We start from the raw sequence: 17488 nt of genomic DNA on the forward strand, positions 1-17488 counted from the left end.
AGATAGCAAAGCAAGCAAAAGAAAACGGGCCGCGCCCTGCAAAAGCAAACGGCGCTACTCAATGAGCACAGGCGTGCCTACCTGCGTCCACCACCACAGCGTCTGCATGTCGCGGTTGTGCAGTGCAATGCAGCCCTGCGTCCAGTTCACGCCGGCACCGGTGCCATCGCCGTGCAGCTCAATCCAGCCGCCGAGCGGCGTATTCATGGGCGGCATGCGGCGCTGGGCATTGGCCTGCACGATGGCGTTGCGCGTCGTGCGCGAGATGAGCCCTTGCGCAAACCCGCGGCGCGCGTCGGCAGCCGTGGGGTAGTTGAGGACCAGGGCTTTATCGAAGGCGCTGTTCGGATTCTTCCGCACAATGTAGAACAGGCCCTCGGGCGTGCGCCAGTGGTCGCGGCGGCTGGTGCTGCCCTGGCGCACCTTGTCGAGGAACGCGTTGTAGCCGAAGTCGGCCTTGAAGGTGTGCAGGCGGGCAGCGCCGCGGTACAGCTCCACCCGATGCCCGCGCTTCGACACGCGAATCCATACATTGGAAATGGCGCGCCGCGCAACGTAGCCCACGCGGCCGCTCTCGGTTTCAATCTGGCACCACCCGTCGTTGCAGTAGTGCCGGTGCACGGGGGTGCGCACCGCAAGGGTAGCCAGCGACGTTTGACTGTTGGGGAAGCGGTACAGCGTCGCTTCGTCGCCCGCAATGTAGTAGAGGGCGGCATCGCGCGGTGCGGTATCGAGCGTGTACGAGGCCGACGATGCTGCGGGCGTCTCCACCGCTGGCGGAACGGCCGTTTGCGCGTGAGCCGGTAGCGGCGTACCCCACCCCAGCAGGCCGATGAGGAGAACCAAACGCGTGAATCGGAGCACAGACACAGCGAGGAAGCAGGCGAAGGCAACAAGACAGCGGGCTCTGTGCTACGACGCAACCGCCCGTCCGATCCACGCCCCCACCGGCGCCACCCGGCGGCAGAGGGATCTGCGGGTCCGGTCGTGCATTGCCAGCACGTGCCGCCTTCGAACCTCCCGTCAACGCCCTTTCGCCGCCCATGCACGATACCCTGTGGTCGCTGGTAGACACGCATCTCTCGGATGTGCCTTCGACCGACACGCTGTTTAACCCGTACGCGACCACGCATCCCATCCTCGACCGTCCCCAAGCTGCTGCGACGCGCCGTGCCAACCTGCGTGCCTACCTCGAACAGCTCGTGCCCCGGCCCCGGCTGTTTTTGCTGCTTGAGGCCCCCGGCCCATGGGGCTGCCGGTTTACCGGCGTGCCCATCACCAGCGAAGCGCAGCTCCTCGATCCGTCGTTTCCGCTTGGCGGCCAACGCACCAGCCGGACGCCCGCGCCGCATACCGAGTACAGCGCCTCCATCTTTTGGCGCACGCTGCAGCCGTACGCCGCGCAGGTAATGGTGTGGAATAGCGTACCGTTGCATCCGCACGATGCGGGCGCGCCACTCTCCATCCGTACGCCGCGGCGGCGCGAGGTGGCGCGGTGGGACGACCTCACCCGGGGCCTGCTGGACGCGGTGCAACCGGAGCGCGTGGTGGGCGTGGGGCGCAAGGCCGAGCGCGCCCTGCGGGATGTGGGCGCTGATCCGACCTACGTGCGGCATCCCTCACAGGGCGGGGCGAAGAAGTTTGCCGCCGGTATGACAACGATCTTGGATGCGCTGCAACTGGAGCGGACAGAGGAGCGGTAGCGGCTGCACGGAAGGCACCATGCCGCGCCGCCCGCGTGCAATACACCCGCTACACGTTGTGCAACCGACGCTGCACAAGCCATGCCGGCATCAACAGAATCAGACATCTTGGATCGCCCGGTGCGCTTTTTGAAAGGCGTGGGCGAAAAACGGGCGTCGGTGTGGGCCGAGGCCCATCAGGTGCGCACCGTGCGCGACCTCTTGCACTTCTACCCGCGGCGCTACCTCGATCGCTCCACCGTGGCCTCCATCCGCCAACTGACGGAAGGCCCCGATCCCGTAACGGTGGTGGGCACCGTGCAGTACGCCCGGGTGGTGGACGGGCGGTCCACCAAGCGCCTCGAACTGGTGGTGGAAGGGGCCGACGGCGGCCGCATGAAAGCCGTGTGGTTTCGGGGCTTCCGCTGGGTGCAACGCGCCTTCGAGGCGGGCGACCGCGTGGCCTTCCATGGCAAGGTGCAGCGCTTTGGCCGCTGGTTCTCGATGACGCACCCCGACTACGACCGCCTCGATGCCGCCGAGGCCCGCCTGGATACGGGCCGCATCGTGGCGCTCTACCCGGGCGGCGAGGCCATGGACAACGTGGGGCTCACCAGCCGACGGGTGCGCCGCATCGTGTACACGTTTTTTAAGGAGCATGGCCTCGAACTCCGCGACCCGTTTCCGGAGACGCTCCGCTCCACGTTTGACTTGATGGATGGACGGGTGGCGCGCCGTGCGATCCACTTCCCCAAAACGCAGGCCGAGCTTGCCCGCGCCACCGTGCGCCTCAAGTTTGAGGAGTTGTTTTACATTCAGTTGCTGTTGGCCACCCTGCGCGCGCAGCGCAGCGCCGTGCCCGGTGCGGTGTTTGGCGCGCCGCAGCCGCTGCTCACCCGGTTTGTGAACGAGGTGCTGCCGTTCGAGCTGACGAGCGCGCAGCGGGAGGCGCTAAAAGACGTCATCGCCGATACGCAGTCGGGGCATCAGATGAACCGGCTGGTGCAGGGGGATGTGGGCAGCGGCAAGACGGTGGTGGCCGTGGCCGCGATGCTCCACGCGTGGTCGCACGGCTACCAGAGCGCCTTTATGGCGCCCACCGAGATTTTGGCCGAGCAGCACCACCACAGCCTGAAGCAATACCTCGCGCCGCTCGACCTGGCGCCCGCGCTGCTCACCGGCAGCCAGGGGGCTGCCGAGCGCCGTGAGGCGCAAGCCGCGCTGGCCGAAGGGACGGTGCCGGTGGGCGTGGGCACGCACGCGCTCATCCAAGACGATGTGGCCTTCGACCGGTTGGGACTGGCCATTGTAGATGAGCAGCACCGCTTTGGGGTAGAGCAGCGCGCCACGATGTTCGAGAAGGGCGAGCGCCCGCACATGCTGCTGATGACCGCGACGCCTATTCCGCGCTCGCTGGCCATGACGCTGTACGGCGACCTCGACGTGTCGATCATGGACGAGATGCCCGCGGGCCGCAAGCCGGTCGAAACGCGCCTGCGCACCGAAAAGCGCCGCGGCGAGGTATACGCCTTTCTGCGCGACCAGCTGGCGCAGGGCCGCCAGGCCTACGTGGTGTATCCGCTGGTGGAGGAAAGCGAAAAGGTGGACCTGAAAGACGCGGTGAGCGGCTACGAGGCCCTGCAGGCCCAATTTCCGGAGGCTACGGTGGGCCTGGTGCACGGCCAACTGCCCACGGATGAAAAGGACGACGTGATGCGCCGCTTCAAAGCCGGCGCCATCGATCTGCTGGTGTCAACCACCGTGATTGAAGTGGGCGTCGACGTGGCCAATGCCACGGTGATGATCATTGAGCATGCCGAGCGGTTTGGGCTCAGCCAGCTGCATCAGCTGCGGGGCCGCGTGGGGCGCAGCGACCAGCAAAGCTACTGCATCCTGATGGCCGGGTACAAGCAATCGGCCGAGGCGAAGCAGCGCCTGCAGGCCATGGCGCGCACCAACGACGGCTTCGAGATTAGCGAGGTGGACCTGAAGATTCGCGGGGCCGGTGACTTTTTTGGCACGCGCCAAAGCGGCTTGCCCGACCTCAAGATTGCCGACATCACGCAGGATCAGGACATCCTCGAAGAAGCGCGGGCCGCCGCGCAGCAGATCGTGGCGCAGGATCCGCAATTGCGCGACCCGGCCCACGCCGACATCCGCACGCACTTTGAGCGCTACTACGTGCGGCGCGATCTCGACTTTGCCCGCGTGGGATGATCAGGAGCCCGATGGTACGTTGGCTGCCGCTTGCACGATTCGTTGATAGCGGGCGGCGGCCTGGGGCCGTCCAGCGGCCTGGTACATGCCCATCAGCGCCCGTGCCGCCGACTGCGTACGCCAGTTGTCCAGCCCAAATTGCTGCTTGAAGACCGTGAAGCTGCGCTGCATGACGGGCAGCGCCTCCGCAACCTTTCCTTGCCGGGCCCACACCAGCGCCTGTACACTCTCGGCGGCTGCAATCTGCCAGTGGTCGGCCGGCAGAAGCGTGCGTAGGATGGACAGCCCCTCACGAATGAGCGGGGCCGCCTCTTGCGTGCGGCCCTGCTCGGCCAGCAGCCAGCTCAGGCGCACGAGCGACGAGGCGATGTGCGGGTGCCCGGCCGGGAGCAGCTTGCGGCGCATGTTCAGCGCATCGTAATACAGCGACTCGGCGACCGCGAGCGAGTCCATGCGGTGGTAGGTGAAGGCCAGGCGCACGAGTACGTTGGCAATGGCCGGATGGCGGCTGCCGTATTGTTCGCGGTAGCGGCGCAGGGCGCGTTTGCGAAGCGCAAGCGACTCCTCAAATTTCCCCATGTTTTGCAGCGTACTGGCAAAATTGTGCAGCAGCGTAGCGGGCACCGGGGCGTCGGCGGCCTTGTACGTCGCAAGGCTGGTGCGACCAATGGCTTCCGCCTCTTTGTGTCGGCCGGTTTCGTTGAGCGTCATCAGCAAGCCGTTGCGCGCGTCATTCAGGCGGACATCGGTAGCGCCGTAGGCCGCTCGGTAGTGCGCCAGGGTTTCGCGGTAGAGGCTATCGGCACGGGCGTAGCGTCCCTGGCGAAAGGCCGAGTAGGCGAGGGCCTGCTCGGTGGCCGCGAGGGCCTCGGGGCGCGCCTCCGTTCGGTGCCGGGCGGCAAGGGCCGATTGCAGGAGTGCGTCGGCCGGCGGATACAAGCCCAGGCTGGTGTACACGTTGCCCATTACGGTTTGGAGATCCGAGCGCACGGCGGGCTGGCCGTCAAGCTGCGTGTCGATGCGCTCTGCGCCGCGGTCGAGCACGGTGCGCACCTTCAGGTTGGGATTGCCCTGGCGGAGCGGATCGGTTTGCTCAAACAGGCGGGTCAGGAAGGAGGTCACCGCCTCGGCCTTGTCGCGTTCCTGTGCGATCTGCTCGGCCTGCCACGTCACCGTTACCGCGTAGGTGACGAGCAGCAGCAGGATGACGGCCGCGGTGCTCAGCGAGGCCCAGTACCGCCGCGCAAACTTTTGCACCCGGTAGGCCGTGGAGCCTGCGCGTGCGTGCACCGGCGCATCGGAGCGGTGCCGGTCGAGATCTTCCGTCAGTGCATCAACGGTGGGGTAGCGGTCGGCCGGGGGCTTGCGGAGCGTTTTAAGGATGATGGCGTCGAGGTCGCCGCTGAGGCGCCGCCGCAGCTGATCGGTGGAGGTTTGGCGGGCGTCGGCCGGGTCATCCGAAGGGTCAGGCGAGGTCCGCGTGACGATGGTGCTGGGGCGCGTGGGGGCGTCCTCGCAAATCGCCTGAATCAGCTGGTAGGTAGAGCGCTCGTCCAGCCGGTAGGGGCGGTGGCCGGTCAGTAGCTCGTAGAGCAAGATGCCTAGCGCGTACACGTCGGTTGCGGTGGTGATGGCTTCGCCGGTCACCTGCTCGGGGGCCGCGTACTCCGGAGTCATCAGTTGCAGCCCGGTGCGCGTGCGCGGAAGCGACGCGTCGGGCGCAAAGGCGGGCGCCTCATCCAGCAGTTTGGCAATGCCAAAGTCGAGCAGCTTCACCGTGCCGTCCTTGGTCACCAAAATGTTTGACGGCTTGAGGTCGCGGTGCACGATCAGGTTCTGGTGGGCGTGCTGCACCGCGCGGCACACCGTGTCGAAGAGGGCGAGGCGTTCATCAATCGAGGCCCGCTGCTCATCGCAATAGGTGGTGATGGGCGTGCCCTCCACCAGCTCCATCACAAAGTAGGGGCGCCCGTCCTCGGTGGTCCCGCCATCAAAGACGCGCGCAATGTTTGGGTGCGTGATGGAGGCCAGGATCTGGCGCTCGTTCAGGAAGCGCTGCACAAACGACGCATCGCCCGCAAACGAGCGCATCACCTTCAGCGCCACGTCTTGCGTGAACGATCCGTCGCTGCGCGAGCCGCGGTACACCACGCTCATGCCGCCGCGTCCCAGCACCCCCTCAATGCGGTAGGGGGGAAGTTCGGTGCCGGGCGACAGCAGGTCCGGGCCGTGGATGGCCTCTCCAGAGGCGAAGGCGTCCTCGGCAAGATCGGCAGCCGCGCCATCCAGGAACGACGGCGCATCAGCTTCTGCTGCAAGGAGCGCCTCCACCTCCTGGCGCAGCGCGGGGTCGTCGCAGTTGGCCTCCAGATACGCCGCCTGTTCATCGGGCGGGCGGTCGAGCACCGCATCCAATAGCGCACTAATTTCTGCCCACCGATCAGAAGCCGCCATGTCGTGTTGTTTGGTTGATAAAGCACAGCATACCAGCATACGGCGCCCGGGCGCACGCGCTGTTGAAAACCCCGCGCGGACGACACCCGGCTGGGGCGTTCCCCACGTCTGCCACAGGCTCACGTGCACGCCGCGAGCCCACATAGAGCCCTAGGCCGAAGGCACCGGTTCCGGCGACTCCTTGAGGGCACGGCTGAGCCAGGCTTTGGCTTTGCGCCAGTCGCGGCGAATGGTGCGCGGCGAGAGGTCGAGCAGCTCAGCAATCTCTTTTTCCTGCATACCGCCAAAGAACCGATACTCCACCACGCGGGCCAGGCGTTCGTCCACCGTGGCCAATTGGGAGAGGGCCTTGTCGAGCGCAAGGAAAACGTCGGCCGATTCGTCGGCGGCCACCACGGCATCCTCCAGTTGCAGATGGGCCGCGTCGCCGCCCCGTTTTTGGGCCTTTCGCTTGCGGGCGTAGTCAATCAGGATGTTGCGCATGATGCGCGAGGACATGGCAAAAAAGTGCAGGCGGTCTTGCCACTCCACCTGGGTCTGATCAATCAGCTTGAGATACGCCTCGTGCACCAGGGCGGTGGTGCTAAGGGTATGGCCCTGGCGCTCGCGCAGGAGCTTAAAGTGCGCGATGCGGCGGAGCTCATCGTACACCTCATCCCACAGCGCATCGGCCGCGGTGTCGGCGCCCCCCTGCAAGTTCGAAAGGAGTTGGGTAACATCATTCGGCATGAGCACGTGGCAGCAGTAGGCTGCACTTAGGAAACAGAACACGTCAGCCGCACGCAGTAGGGGGAGACGGTGTGCAGCATCACATCATAAAGACGCTTCAATACGTAGACACGTCACGTTGTATCCTGCAACGGCCGCGGGCATCCGGGGTAAATGCCCGAATACATCCAGTCCGCACGGCCACAGGTGTCGTGCGGCAGGCAACAGACCGCGCAGGGTGCGTAGACGGACGATACTACATCAACATAGCCCAATATATGTCAGCATATTCAAAATGTAAATAACTAGTGAACGTTTCACAGGGGGCGTCCTTTCCAGCGCCCGGGGGCTACGGCTGCGCGCAGGGCCGCGTAACATACGAGCGGGCCTTCGGCCAGCACAACGGCGGCCAGCAGGGGCAGCGTGAAGGGCACGCGGTAGGCACGGGCGGCCGGAACGACAAGGGCGGCATCAACGAGCGCCTTGAGCGCAAAGGCTGCGGCCACCGGCAGGCGCCAGGCGGGCAGTGCGAGCGCGCCCAGGGCGCCAAGGAGCAGGAGCGCCATGGGAAGCATGTAGGCCGCGAGGAGGGCGCGTGCACGGCCATGCGGGTAGGTGGCTCCGGTGCTGGCCCAGCGCACCCGCTGCTGCATGAAGGCGCGCCACGAGGCCACGGCGTCGGTGGTTACACACGCGGCCGCCGGGTGTGCAAACGCGGGCTGCTGATCGGTGGCGTAGGCGACGTGCTGAAGCAGCAGCTCGTCGGTGGCAGGCCCCTCGGGCAGGTGCGCGCGGCCCGCGAGGTACAGCGCGCGCCGGTAAGCCACGTTGGCGCTGTTGCAGAACGTGGGTGCGCCCAGGGCGATGTGTCCGGCCCCCAGCGCCACAGCGCCGACGATGCTCACGCCTTGAAAGCGACCGAGCGTGCGCGGGCTGGTTCGGTAGCGGACGGGCCCCGCCACGAACGGCGTCTCGGGCGTACAAAAGCGCGCCATCGTCTCGATCCAGCGCGGCCCGACGGTGCAATCGGCGTCGGTGGTGAGCACAACCGCTCCGGTGGCCTGCGCAATGCCGGCCTGCAGGGCGCCTTGCTTCTGCTGTGGGTTGTGGGGCATGTGCGCGTCGAGCCGCAGCAGACGCACGGGCGCGTCCAGCGGCGCTTCGCGATCGATGTGGCGCGCCACGATGGCGGCGGTGGCATCGGTGGAAAAGTCATCCACCACAATCACCTCGCACGGGCCGGGGTAGCGGTTGGCGCGGATGCTGCACAGGCAAGCGGCGATGGCGTCGGCTTCATTGCGGGCGGGCACAATCACCGAGACAGACGGCCATGGAGAAGGCGCGGGCGGCAGCGGGCGCCGGAGCGTCTGCCGCACGCCCCACGCGGTGGCCCCCTGTACGCCGCAGTAGACCAGCAGGGCAACGGCAAGCACACCAAGCGCTACGGGCATTAGGCCGGGAGGGGCGATGAGGAGAGCGCGAGGCGACGATGCAGCACCAGCGCGCCAAGGCCCGCGGGCACGGCGACGTTCAGCACAAACAGCAGCAGCGCGGCGCCCACAGCAGCAGGAGCCGGCCAGCCTAGCTGCGCAAAGGCAAACAGGGCTGTCCCTTCGCGAATGCCCAGGTCCAGCGCGAGCGACGGGAGGAGCACCTTCACGAAGAAGATAAATCCGCTGGCAGCCGCGAGGAGACCCACCGGCAGCGACGGGGCAAACGCCCAGGCCAGCAGCACAAACTGTCCGGCGTAGAGGGCATAGCGCACCAGCGTAGCGCCCAGTAGCAGGCCCACACGAAGAGGCGACAGGTCGCGCAAAAATAGAAGCCTACGTGCGGCGGGCCGCGTGCGCGACCAGCGGCGCAGCCAAGCGACCACCCGCCCCGGCCGGAGCATCACCCAAGACAGGCCCGCGAGGGTACCGGCCGTAGCGCCAACAACGAGCCCCCAAAGCGTAGGAGCCGGCAGCACATCGGCCGCGAGAAGCCCGCCGACGCCCACAAGGCCGCCCGCCAACGCCGCCCACAAGTCCATGACGCGCTGCACCCCCACCGCGCCCACCAGCGTCCACCGATCGGCGCGGGGCACCGCCCAGGCGCGTGCCGGAAATTCCCCGAGTTGGGCCGGCGTCACAAAGCCCGCGGCGCATCCGCACAGCGTAGCCCCCGCCCACGTGCGCCAGGGCATAACCACCCGCGGCCGCGCGGCCCGCGCCCAGATCCATCCATCAAGGGCGAGGTTCGGAAGGGTGAGCAGGCCCGCAGCCGCCACGTAAAGCAAATCGGCCGTGCGCAGCGCACGCCACAGGGCCACGCGGTCAACGCTGTACACCACCGCGCCGAGCAGGCCAAGGGCCAGCACGCCCTGTATAACCGGATGACGCACCAAGCGACCCAGAGGTACAAGCACGGCGGGTTGAACGCGAAGGAGGAGCAGGCAATATGGCTACAACATACGTCGGGCAACGGGGCGGCGTCAACACAAGCAATCGTTAAGCGATCAGGCGTCCAGTTTTGCTTTCCACTCCGAGAGCTTCATGAGGGCCTCGATGGGCGTCAGGCGGTTGGGGTCGATTGCGGCCAGCGCTTCTTTCAGCTCGGCAGCCATCGGATCGGGCTGCCCAAACAGATTCATCTGCATGGCTTCGTCACCCAGAGCGGGAATATCGTCGCCGGACGGGGCGGCGCCATCGCCCTGCTGCGCATCGTCCATGGCCAGGTCTTGGGCCTCCAGGTGGTGCAAAATTTCGTGCGCCCGCGCAATCACCGGGCGGGGTAGGCCGGCCATGCGCGCCACCTCAATGCCGTAGCTGTGGTCGGCGCCGCCGGGCACTAGCTTCCGCAAAAAGATGATGTCGCCCTCGTGCTCCTGCACCTGAATGCGATAGTTGCGCACCCGATCGAGCCGCTGGGCCAGGGCATTGAGCTCGTGGTAGTGCGTGGCAAACAGGGTGCGCGCGGCCACCTCGGGGCGCTCGTGGAGGTACTCCACAATTGACCAGGCAATGGAGAGGCCATCGAAGGTGCTGGTGCCGCGGCCCACTTCATCGAGCAGGATAAGGGAGCGGCTCGTGGCGTTGTTGAGGATGTTGGCCGCCTCGTTCATTTCCACGAGGAAGGTGCTTTCGCCGGCCGCGAGATTGTCGGAAGCGCCCACGCGGGTAAAGATGCGATCGACGAGGCCCACATGGGCGGCCTCGGCCGGCACGAAGCTGCCAATTTGCGCAAGCAGCACAATGAGGCCCACCTGTCGCAAGGCAACGCTCTTGCCCGCCATGTTGGGGCCGGTGATGATGAGAATCTGGTCGTCGTCGGGGTCAACATGCGTGTCGTTCGGGATGAAGGCCTCGCCGGGCGGCAGCGTTTGCTCGACCACCGGGTGGCGCCCCGCGGTGATGTCGAGCGTGAGGCTGTCGTCCACCGTCGGCCGCGCATAATCGTGGCGGTCGGCCACCGCGGCCAGGCTCGCCAGCACATCGAGGCGCGCAAGGGCATCGGCGTTGTCCTGCAGATCGGCCGTGCGCTGCGCAATCGCCTCGCGGAGCGCGTTGAACAGCTCCAGCTCCAGCCGTTCGATCTGCTCCTCGGCGGTTAGGATCTTCTCCTCGTACTCTTTTAGCTCGGGCGTAATGTAGCGCTCCGAGTTGACGAGCGTTTGCTTTCGGATGTAGTGCTCGGGGACTTTCTCGGTGTGCGTGTGGGTAATTTCCAGGTAGTACCCAAACACCTTGTTAAAGCCGACCTTGAGCGACGGGATGCCGGTGCGCTCGCGTTCGGTAGCCTCCAGGTTGGCCACCCACTCCTTGCCCGAGGACGCGATCTGGCGGAGTTCGTCGAGTTCGTCGTCGTAGCCGTCGCGGATGAGGCCGCCTTCGCTAATTTTGGCCGGTGGATCGTCAACGAGGGCCTGCTCGATGCGCGCGATGAGGTCGGGGCAGGGGGTGAGCGCCGCGCGGAGAGCGGGCAGCGTGGTGCCGGGGGCGTCTTCTAGGTGCGCTTGCACCGCGGGCAGCTGCTGGAGCGCCGTTTTTACGGCATTCAGGTCGCGAGGCGAGGCGCGCCCCGTGGCAATTTTTCCGGCCAGCCGTTCCAGGTCGCCCATGTGGCCTAACGTGTCGCGCAGGGCGTCGCGCCGGTCGCGATCGGCTACGAGCTCGGCCACGGCTTCTTGGCGGGCGTTGATGGCATCGAGGGTGCGGAGCGGGCGCACCAGCCAGGCCCGCAGCCGTCGCCCGCCCATGGGCGTTTGCGTATCGTCGAGGATGTGCACGAGCGATCCCTCGCGGCCGCCGTCGTGCATGGTCGCCACGAGTTCGAGGTTGCGCTTCGTCTGCGGATCGAGCGCGATATGCTCATCGCCCGCAAACCGCCGAATTTTTTGGATGTGCGGCAGCGCGCCCTTCTGCGTCTCCTGCAGGTAGTGCAGCGCAGCGCCAGCGGCCACGAGTCCCACGTCGAGGGCCTCCACGCCAAATCCCTTGAGCGAGTGGGTTTCAAAGTGGTCGAGCAGGGTCTCGTAGGCGAAGTCGTAGCCAAACACCCAATCCTCCTGCGGCGTGATGGTAAACGGCTGTTCGCGGAGGGCATCGAGCGTGCTGCGGCGGCGCTTGTCCAGAATGACCTCCGCGGGCTGGATGGTTTGCAGCAGGTCGGCCAGTTGCGGAGCGGGCGCTTCGGTGACGGCAAACTCGCCCGTCGAGGCATCGATGTAGGCTACGCCCAGACGGTCGCCGCTCCAGTGCAACGCCGCGAGGTAGTTGGATTGCTTTGGGTTGAGCAACTGATCATGAAACGACACGCCCGGCGTGACGACCTCCACCACGTCGCGGTCAACGACCTTCCCGCTCGACGTGCTTGCGTCTTCAATCTGTTCGCAGATGGCCACGCGCAACCCGGCCCGGATGAGCTTCGGCAAGTGGCTATCCAGCGCATGATGCGGAAAGCCCGCCATGGGCACATCATCGGCCTTGCCGTTGTTGCGCGAGGTGAGCGTAATGCCCAGGATGCGGCTTACCGTTTTGGCATCATCTACAAAGGTTTCGTAAAAGTCACCCATCCGAAAGAGGAGCAGCGCCTGGGGGTGCCGCTCCTTAATCGCAAAGTACTGACGCATGAGGGGCGTTTGGCCCCGGGTGGAGGTTGCGGAGGAAGCCACGTCGGCAGAAAACGCAAGTTGCAAGGATGCACGAACAGCACGTCAAACGGCTCGTGTGGTTGTGTGTGCCCATCGCCGATGGAGGCACAATTTATGCTGGTTTGGGAACGCGTGGCAGAAGTGCGGCGCTATTCGTTGAATTATTGCCGACCGCGTCGTACCTTTCGATCATCGCATCTATATATTCTGAACGGCGCGTGTACGATTGCCGCACGGGCCTTGCCGGTTCTAAAGGGATGAGCACAAACGTATGACGACATTGCATCCGTTGCTGTATGGGGGGACAGCGGACCTTGCATATCGTACGTTACAGGCGTTGTACTGGGGAGGCGGTGCGGCACTCATGGCCGCGTTGCTTCTTACGCCGTTGGTTATTTGGGGCGTTCATCGGGCCGGATGGATTGCGTATCCTAAGGATGACCGCTGGCACACGCGTCCGGTTGCGCTGCTTGGCGGGTTGGGAATTTTTGCCAGTGTGGGTGTCGGATTATGGGCCAGCGGCGCGTGGGCCTCGCTCCCGGTGGGCGTGCTTCTGGGCGGCGTGGTGATGTTTGGCACGGGCCTAGCGGATGATCTGTACGACATTCGTCCGGAAGCCAAGCTCGTGGCCCAGGTTGTGGCTACGGCGTTGGTGTTGTGGGCGGGCCTGGCGTTTTGGCGGGGCGGGCCGGTGTGGCTGTCGGTGCCGCTCACGTTTCTGTGGGTCATCGGCATCAGCAATGCCGTAAACCTCATCGACGGGATGGACGGGCTCGCGGCCGGTATTACGGCCATTGCCGGCGGTATCCTGGGCGTCATCGCGCTGTGGCTGGATCATGCCTCGATGGCGGTGCTTGCGCTCGTGCTGGCTGCTGCATGCATTGGTTTTTTGGTGTACAACGTGAAGCCGGCGCGCGTCTTCATGGGCGACTGCGGCAGTCTGTTTTTAGGCTACGTGCTCGCGGTGCTGGCAATGACGGTGCAGAGCAGCGGCGGCCCATTTGCGGCGACGTTAGTGCCCATCGTGGTGCTGGCCGTTCCTATTTTTGACACGACGTTTGTGACCGTCACGCGCATCTTGCAAGGACGGCCGATTACCGAGGGCGGCGTCGATCATACCATGCACCGGCTGGTGCACGACGGGCTGTCGGAGCGGCAGACGGTGTACGTGCTGTACGTGGTGAGCCTCGTCTTTGGCGTTGCGGGGCTCGCGGTATACCAATCCACGGCACAGCTCTTCTACGCCTTGTTGCTGCTGTGCGGCGTGGCGACTGTCGTGTTTGGGCTGTACCTCGCCGGGACGCCCGTGCCCGGACACGAGGCGGTGCATCGCAGCGCCACCGAGCGCCTCGGGGCCTGGATGCGCGCCGTAGCGGGCGGCGTATCGTGGAAATCGGTGATGGGCATGATGGCCGACCTGATGGTGGTCATGGCCGCGTTCATTCTGGCGCATTACCTCCGGTACGCCGGGGCGCTCCCGGCCAATGTGCAGCACCTCGTGAGCACGGCGCTTCCACTGGTGGCCGTTGCCAAGGTGGCCGTATTCTACATGTTTGGGCTGTATCACGGCATCTGGCGTCATGCCGGCACCCCCGAGGTCATCCGGCTCTTCGGTGCTACGATGGCCGCCGCAGCACTCACGTGGGGGGTGGTGGCGCTGGCGTATGGCGTGGCCGTGTTGTCTGTCGCGGTTGTCATTCTCGATTTGATGATCGTGACCCTTGCGCTCTTGGGCGTACGCTTCGGGTTTCGCGCGCTGCGGCAGTATGCAGCATCGCAGCGGCGCCGGGGGCAGCCGGTGCTCCTGTTTGGCACCGACGAAGCGGCGATGTTGGCGCTCCGGCACCTTCGCCAAGACGATGCCACCAATCATGTGGTGGTGGGCCTTATCGCGGCCCGTCCGTCAAAGATTGGTCTTCACCTGCAAGGCGTCTCGGTGGTGGGGACGCCCGCGAGCCTCGCCGCGGCGCAGCAGAAAAGCGGGGCGACGGCCGTCATCGTGCCGGTGTTGGCCGGGACGCCGGCCGCGCGGCGCGCGCTTCGCACGGCGTGTGAAGCCCTAAACCTCACGTGCCTCACCTTCCGCACCACCCTCCAGTCCACGGCCCCCCTGCCGGCGGCCTCGGGCGATGGCTTGCTCGTCCACAGCCGCTTCGATGATTCATCGGCGGCCGGCTAGTGCAAGGCGTATTTCATATCGCGGGCCCCGGTTGATTCGGTCGCAACGACCGGTGGCCGCGTCTTCTGTGCGCTTCATGTCTTTTCTGTGCCCATGCGTAACATCGGGTAAGGCCTAATCGTTACGTGGCTGACTCCTTTGCGAGTGGTTTGCTGCACGACGTTCGCTGACGATTTCCTTCCCTACGCCTATGTTTTTCTCTTCGGTACGCTGCGCTGCAGCGGTGCTCACCCTGTGCCTCGCGATGGGTCCGGTGGCCCAAGCGCAATCGGTCGATACGCTTCAAATTACATTTGATCGGGCCGTAGATATTGCGCTGGATCAGAACACGGACGTGAAGCGCGCCCAGAGCGCCGTGCGTCAACAAGAAACGGTGCTCACGCAACGAAAATTCGCGTTTGGGCCCAGCTTTTCTGCTTCGTCGGCCGGACAGCGCAGCTTTGGCCGTAGCTTTAGCCAAGAGGAGGGCGCGATTGTCAACGAGACGACCGACTTCTTCACGGTCAATGCGCGGGGGTCCATCAACCTGTTCAACGGATGGGGCGATGTGGCCGCGCTCAACCAGGCGCAAGAAAATGCCGCCGCGTCCACCCTCAGCCTAGAGCGCACCCGCAAGAACGTCGTCTTTCGCGTGATGAACCAGTACCTGGCGCTCGTGCAGGACCGCGAGGTGCTGGCGGTGCAGCGCGAGGAACTGGCCGCCCGGCTGCAGCAGCTAGAACAAATCCGGGCGTTTGTGGAAAGCGGCGCCCGCCCGCCCTCGGCCCTGTACGAGCAGCAGGCCGCCGTGGCCGAGCAGCGCACGTCGGTGCTGGAGGCCGAGCGCGCGGTGAGCCTCGACAAGACGCAGCTGATCCAGACGCTGCAGCTTGACCCGATGAAAAATTACACGTTTCAGGCCCCTGCGCTCAATGAGCCGGTTACGGCCGCGGCCACCTTCCGCTACGAAAACCTGCTCAAGGAGGCTTACCGCCGCCGCAACGACCTGCAGGCGCAACGGGCGGAAGCCAACGCCACGGCGTACGGCATTGACGTAGCACAGTCGGCGCTGTACCCATCGCTCGATCTGAGCGTCGATTACGGGAGCAACTGGGCCAGCACGGCGCTCCTTCCGGTGCCGGGCACCGGCCGCCCGCCCACCCAGGTGCAGGTGCAAACCGCGGGCGGCGGTACCGTGCCCTATTTTGTGCCAGGCACCGGCAGCAATCCCACGCTTGTGCAGCCGGACTTTTTTGATCAGCTGGATAACCGCCGCGGCGGTAGCATCACCCTTAGCCTCAGCATCCCGCTGTTCAACCGCTACCAAACCCGCGCCAGCATTGAGCAAGCCCGCGTGCAAGCGCTCAATGCGCAGTACGCAGTGCAAGACCGGCGCCAGCAAATTGCGGCGGAAGTGCGGCAAGCCATCCTGGACTACCGGAACGCGCAACAGCGGTTGGCGGCGGCCAAGGAGCGTCTGCAAGCCGCGCGCCTCGCGCGGGAAGCGGCCCAGGAGCGCTTTCGGCTGGGCGCCGCCTCTATCGTGGAGCTCACCAACGCCAACCGCAACTTTGTGCAGGCGGCCAGCGAAGAGGTGCGGGCGCAGTACACGCTCGTATTCCAGCAGCAGCTTATTGACTACTACATCGGCACGCTGAACCCCGAAACGCCGCTGTTTCAGTAACAGACAGCACGCGTCACGGCCTGTGTTTCCCCTAGACCCAACGACCCGATTATGTCATCGTCTCCTACACGTCGTATCCTCTACATTGCCGGCGGTGCCCTCCTGTTTCTCCTCCTCGTCGGCGGCCTGGGGCGCTGGCTCGGCTGGTGGGGCGTAGCGCCCGAAGGGCTTGCCGTTGAAGTGGAAGCCGCTGAGCGTCGCACCGTCACGCAGGTGGTTACCGCCTTTGGGCGCACCCAGCCCGAGGTGGAAGTCACGATAAGCCCCGATGTCTCCGGCGAAATCATTGCGCTGCCGGTGCAAGAGGGCGACCGCGTACAGCAGGGCGACCTGCTGGCGCGCATCAACCCCGATGCGTATCAGGCACAGGTTGAGCAGATGCGCGCATCGCTCAGCGGCGCCCGCGCCCGCCTGGAGCAGCGCCGTGCCGACATGCTGCAGGCTGAGCGCATTTACGAGCGCCAGAAGGAGCTGTACGCCCGCGAAGTGATCTCGGAGGCCGACTACCTGGATGCCCAAACGGCCTACAAAGTGGCCCAGTCCAACCTAAAAGCGGCCCGCTTCGAGGTCCAAAATGCCGAAGCACGGCTGGAGGAGGCCCAGAAGCAGTTGGGCAAAACCTCCATCCAGGCACCCATGAGCGGAACCATCAGTCGGCTGAACGTGGAAGCCGGCGAGCGCGTGGTGGGTACGAGCCAAATGGCCGGCACCGAGATGATGCGCATCGCCCGCCTCAGCCAGATGGAAGTTGTGGTGGATGTCAATGAGAATGACGTGGTGAACGTCGCCCTGCGCGACACCGCGTCCATTTCCGTCGATGCGTATCCGGAGGAGTCGCTGGAAGGGGTGGTGATGGAAATTGCCAACTCGGCGCGCGTCAGTGGCGAAGGCACGCAGGAGCAAGTGACCAACTTCCCGGTCAAGATTCGGGTGACGAGCCCGCACAACCTCCAATTCCCGGCCATGGACGCCCGGCCGACGGCTGGCTTGCAATCGCCGGAAGGAGCACCGCCTGCGACCGATGCCCCCACGCTGCGCCCGGGCATGAGCAGCACGGTCGATATCTTCACGCAAACCGTGAAGGACGCCGTGGCGGTGCCCATTCAGGCCGTTACGGTGCGCGACTTCAACAAGCTGGAGGGGCGCAAAGACGCGGCGGCTGACGATGCCACGGAAGACCTGCGGAAGGTGGTGTTCGTTGCGCAGGCCGACACGGTGGAGATGGTGGAGGTGGAGACCGGCATTGCCGATGACACGCACATCGTCATCGCCAGCGGACTGGAACCCGGTGCCCGCGTGGTAACCGGGCCCTACAGCGCCATCAGCCGCGAGCTGTCGCCGGGGGCGGCCATCACCGTGACGAACGAGGGCGCGCCCGGCGCCGGCCCAGACGCGGCGCTCGCGTCTAACGAGTGACGCGCCCCGTTCGCCTGCCTGCGCCTCTTTGCCTCCCT

The 17488-nt window shown here is 65.6% G+C and carries 11 protein-coding genes; 5 read left to right on the top strand and 6 right to left on the bottom strand.

Annotated elements, in window-relative coordinates; translation table 11 throughout:
* Positions 1-54: 54 nt before the first annotated feature.
* The gene (locus tag SALLO_RS16845; protein ID WP_022836450.1) at positions 55-870 is read right to left on the bottom strand and encodes a L,D-transpeptidase family protein; all 816 of its coding nucleotides are present in this window, start codon (positions 868-870) and stop codon (positions 55-57) included.
* A gap of 173 nt (positions 871-1043) precedes the next feature.
* On the opposite strand from SALLO_RS16845, the gene SALLO_RS0111495 reads away from it, so the two are divergent.
* Together SALLO_RS0111495 and recG are read left to right on the top strand one after the other, a co-directional pair.
* On the top strand, positions 1044-1703 hold the full coding sequence (locus tag SALLO_RS0111495; RefSeq protein WP_022836451.1) for a uracil-DNA glycosylase: 660 nt from the start codon (positions 1044-1046) through the stop codon (positions 1701-1703).
* Positions 1704-1784: 81 nt separating this feature from the next.
* A complete protein-coding gene (gene recG, locus SALLO_RS0111500; protein WP_022836452.1) occupies positions 1785-3899 on the top strand; it encodes an ATP-dependent DNA helicase RecG in 2115 nt (704 codons plus the stop codon).
* Here the strand turns inward: recG and SALLO_RS0111505 are convergent, their stop codons facing one another.
* The 5 genes from SALLO_RS0111505 to mutS all read right to left on the bottom strand — a co-directional run bounded on the left by SALLO_RS0111505 (position 3900) and on the right by mutS (position 12171).
* Positions 3900-6353: a serine/threonine-protein kinase gene (locus SALLO_RS0111505; RefSeq protein ID WP_022836453.1), complete on the bottom strand. Its 2454-nt coding sequence runs from the start codon at positions 6351-6353 to the stop codon at positions 3900-3902.
* 150 nt (positions 6354-6503) lie between these two features.
* Positions 6504-7082, bottom strand: a complete 579-nt coding sequence (locus SALLO_RS16850) for a sigma-70 family RNA polymerase sigma factor (protein ID WP_022836454.1) — start codon at positions 7080-7082, stop codon at positions 6504-6506.
* A gap of 296 nt (positions 7083-7378) precedes the next feature.
* Positions 7379-8512, bottom strand: coding sequence for a glycosyltransferase (locus SALLO_RS0111515; RefSeq protein WP_022836455.1), 1134 nt, complete (start codon positions 8510-8512; stop codon positions 7379-7381).
* A complete protein-coding gene (locus SALLO_RS0111520) occupies positions 8512-9468 on the bottom strand; it encodes a lysylphosphatidylglycerol synthase transmembrane domain-containing protein (RefSeq protein ID WP_169577926.1) in 957 nt (318 codons plus the stop codon). The genes SALLO_RS0111515 and SALLO_RS0111520 overlap by 1 nt, the downstream gene beginning before the upstream one ends.
* 90 nt (positions 9469-9558) lie before the next feature.
* On the bottom strand, positions 9559-12171 hold the full coding sequence (gene mutS / locus SALLO_RS0111525) for a DNA mismatch repair protein MutS (RefSeq protein WP_157621506.1): 2613 nt from the start codon (positions 12169-12171) through the stop codon (positions 9559-9561).
* A 385-nt stretch (positions 12172-12556) separates the two neighbouring features.
* On the opposite strand from mutS, the gene SALLO_RS17905 reads away from it, so the two are divergent.
* The 3 genes from SALLO_RS17905 to SALLO_RS16860 all read left to right on the top strand — a co-directional run bounded on the left by SALLO_RS17905 (position 12557) and on the right by SALLO_RS16860 (position 17450).
* Positions 12557-14371 carry a glycosyl transferase gene (locus SALLO_RS17905; RefSeq protein ID WP_022836458.1) on the top strand — a complete coding sequence of 605 codons (1815 nt, stop codon included), beginning with the start codon at positions 12557-12559 and terminating at the stop codon, positions 14369-14371.
* Between the two features lie 190 nt (positions 14372-14561).
* The gene (locus SALLO_RS0111535) at positions 14562-16034 is read left to right on the top strand and encodes a TolC family protein (RefSeq protein WP_022836459.1); all 1473 of its coding nucleotides are present in this window, start codon (positions 14562-14564) and stop codon (positions 16032-16034) included.
* A gap of 51 nt (positions 16035-16085) precedes the next feature.
* A complete protein-coding gene (locus SALLO_RS16860) occupies positions 16086-17450 on the top strand; it encodes an efflux RND transporter periplasmic adaptor subunit (RefSeq protein WP_022836460.1) in 1365 nt (454 codons plus the stop codon).
* The last annotated feature ends 38 nt before the right edge of the window (positions 17451-17488 follow it).

The sequence above is a fragment of the Salisaeta longa DSM 21114 genome (assembly GCF_000419585.1).
Taxonomy (GTDB): Bacteria; Bacteroidota; Rhodothermia; order Rhodothermales; family Salinibacteraceae; genus Salisaeta; species Salisaeta longa.

Coding starts and splice junctions, on each gene's coding strand:
- SALLO_RS0111535 (WP_022836459.1), top strand. CDS start 14,562: ATGTTTTTCTCTTCGGTACGCTGCGCTGCAGCGGTGCTCACCCTGTGC.
- SALLO_RS16860 (WP_022836460.1), top strand. CDS start 16,086: ATGTCATCGTCTCCTACACGTCGTATCCTCTACATTGCCGGCGGTGCC.
- SALLO_RS0111505 (WP_022836453.1), bottom strand. CDS start 6,353: ATGGCGGCTTCTGATCGGTGGGCAGAAATTAGTGCGCTATTGGATGCG.
- SALLO_RS0111515 (WP_022836455.1), bottom strand. CDS start 8,512: ATGCCCGTAGCGCTTGGTGTGCTTGCCGTTGCCCTGCTGGTCTACTGC.
- mutS (WP_157621506.1), bottom strand. CDS start 12,171: ATGCGTCAGTACTTTGCGATTAAGGAGCGGCACCCCCAGGCGCTGCTC.
- SALLO_RS16850 (WP_022836454.1), bottom strand. CDS start 7,082: ATGCCGAATGATGTTACCCAACTCCTTTCGAACTTGCAGGGGGGCGCC.
- SALLO_RS17905 (WP_022836458.1), top strand. CDS start 12,557: ATGGCCGCGTTGCTTCTTACGCCGTTGGTTATTTGGGGCGTTCATCGG.
- recG (WP_022836452.1), top strand. CDS start 1,785: ATGCCGGCATCAACAGAATCAGACATCTTGGATCGCCCGGTGCGCTTT.
- SALLO_RS0111495 (WP_022836451.1), top strand. CDS start 1,044: ATGCACGATACCCTGTGGTCGCTGGTAGACACGCATCTCTCGGATGTG.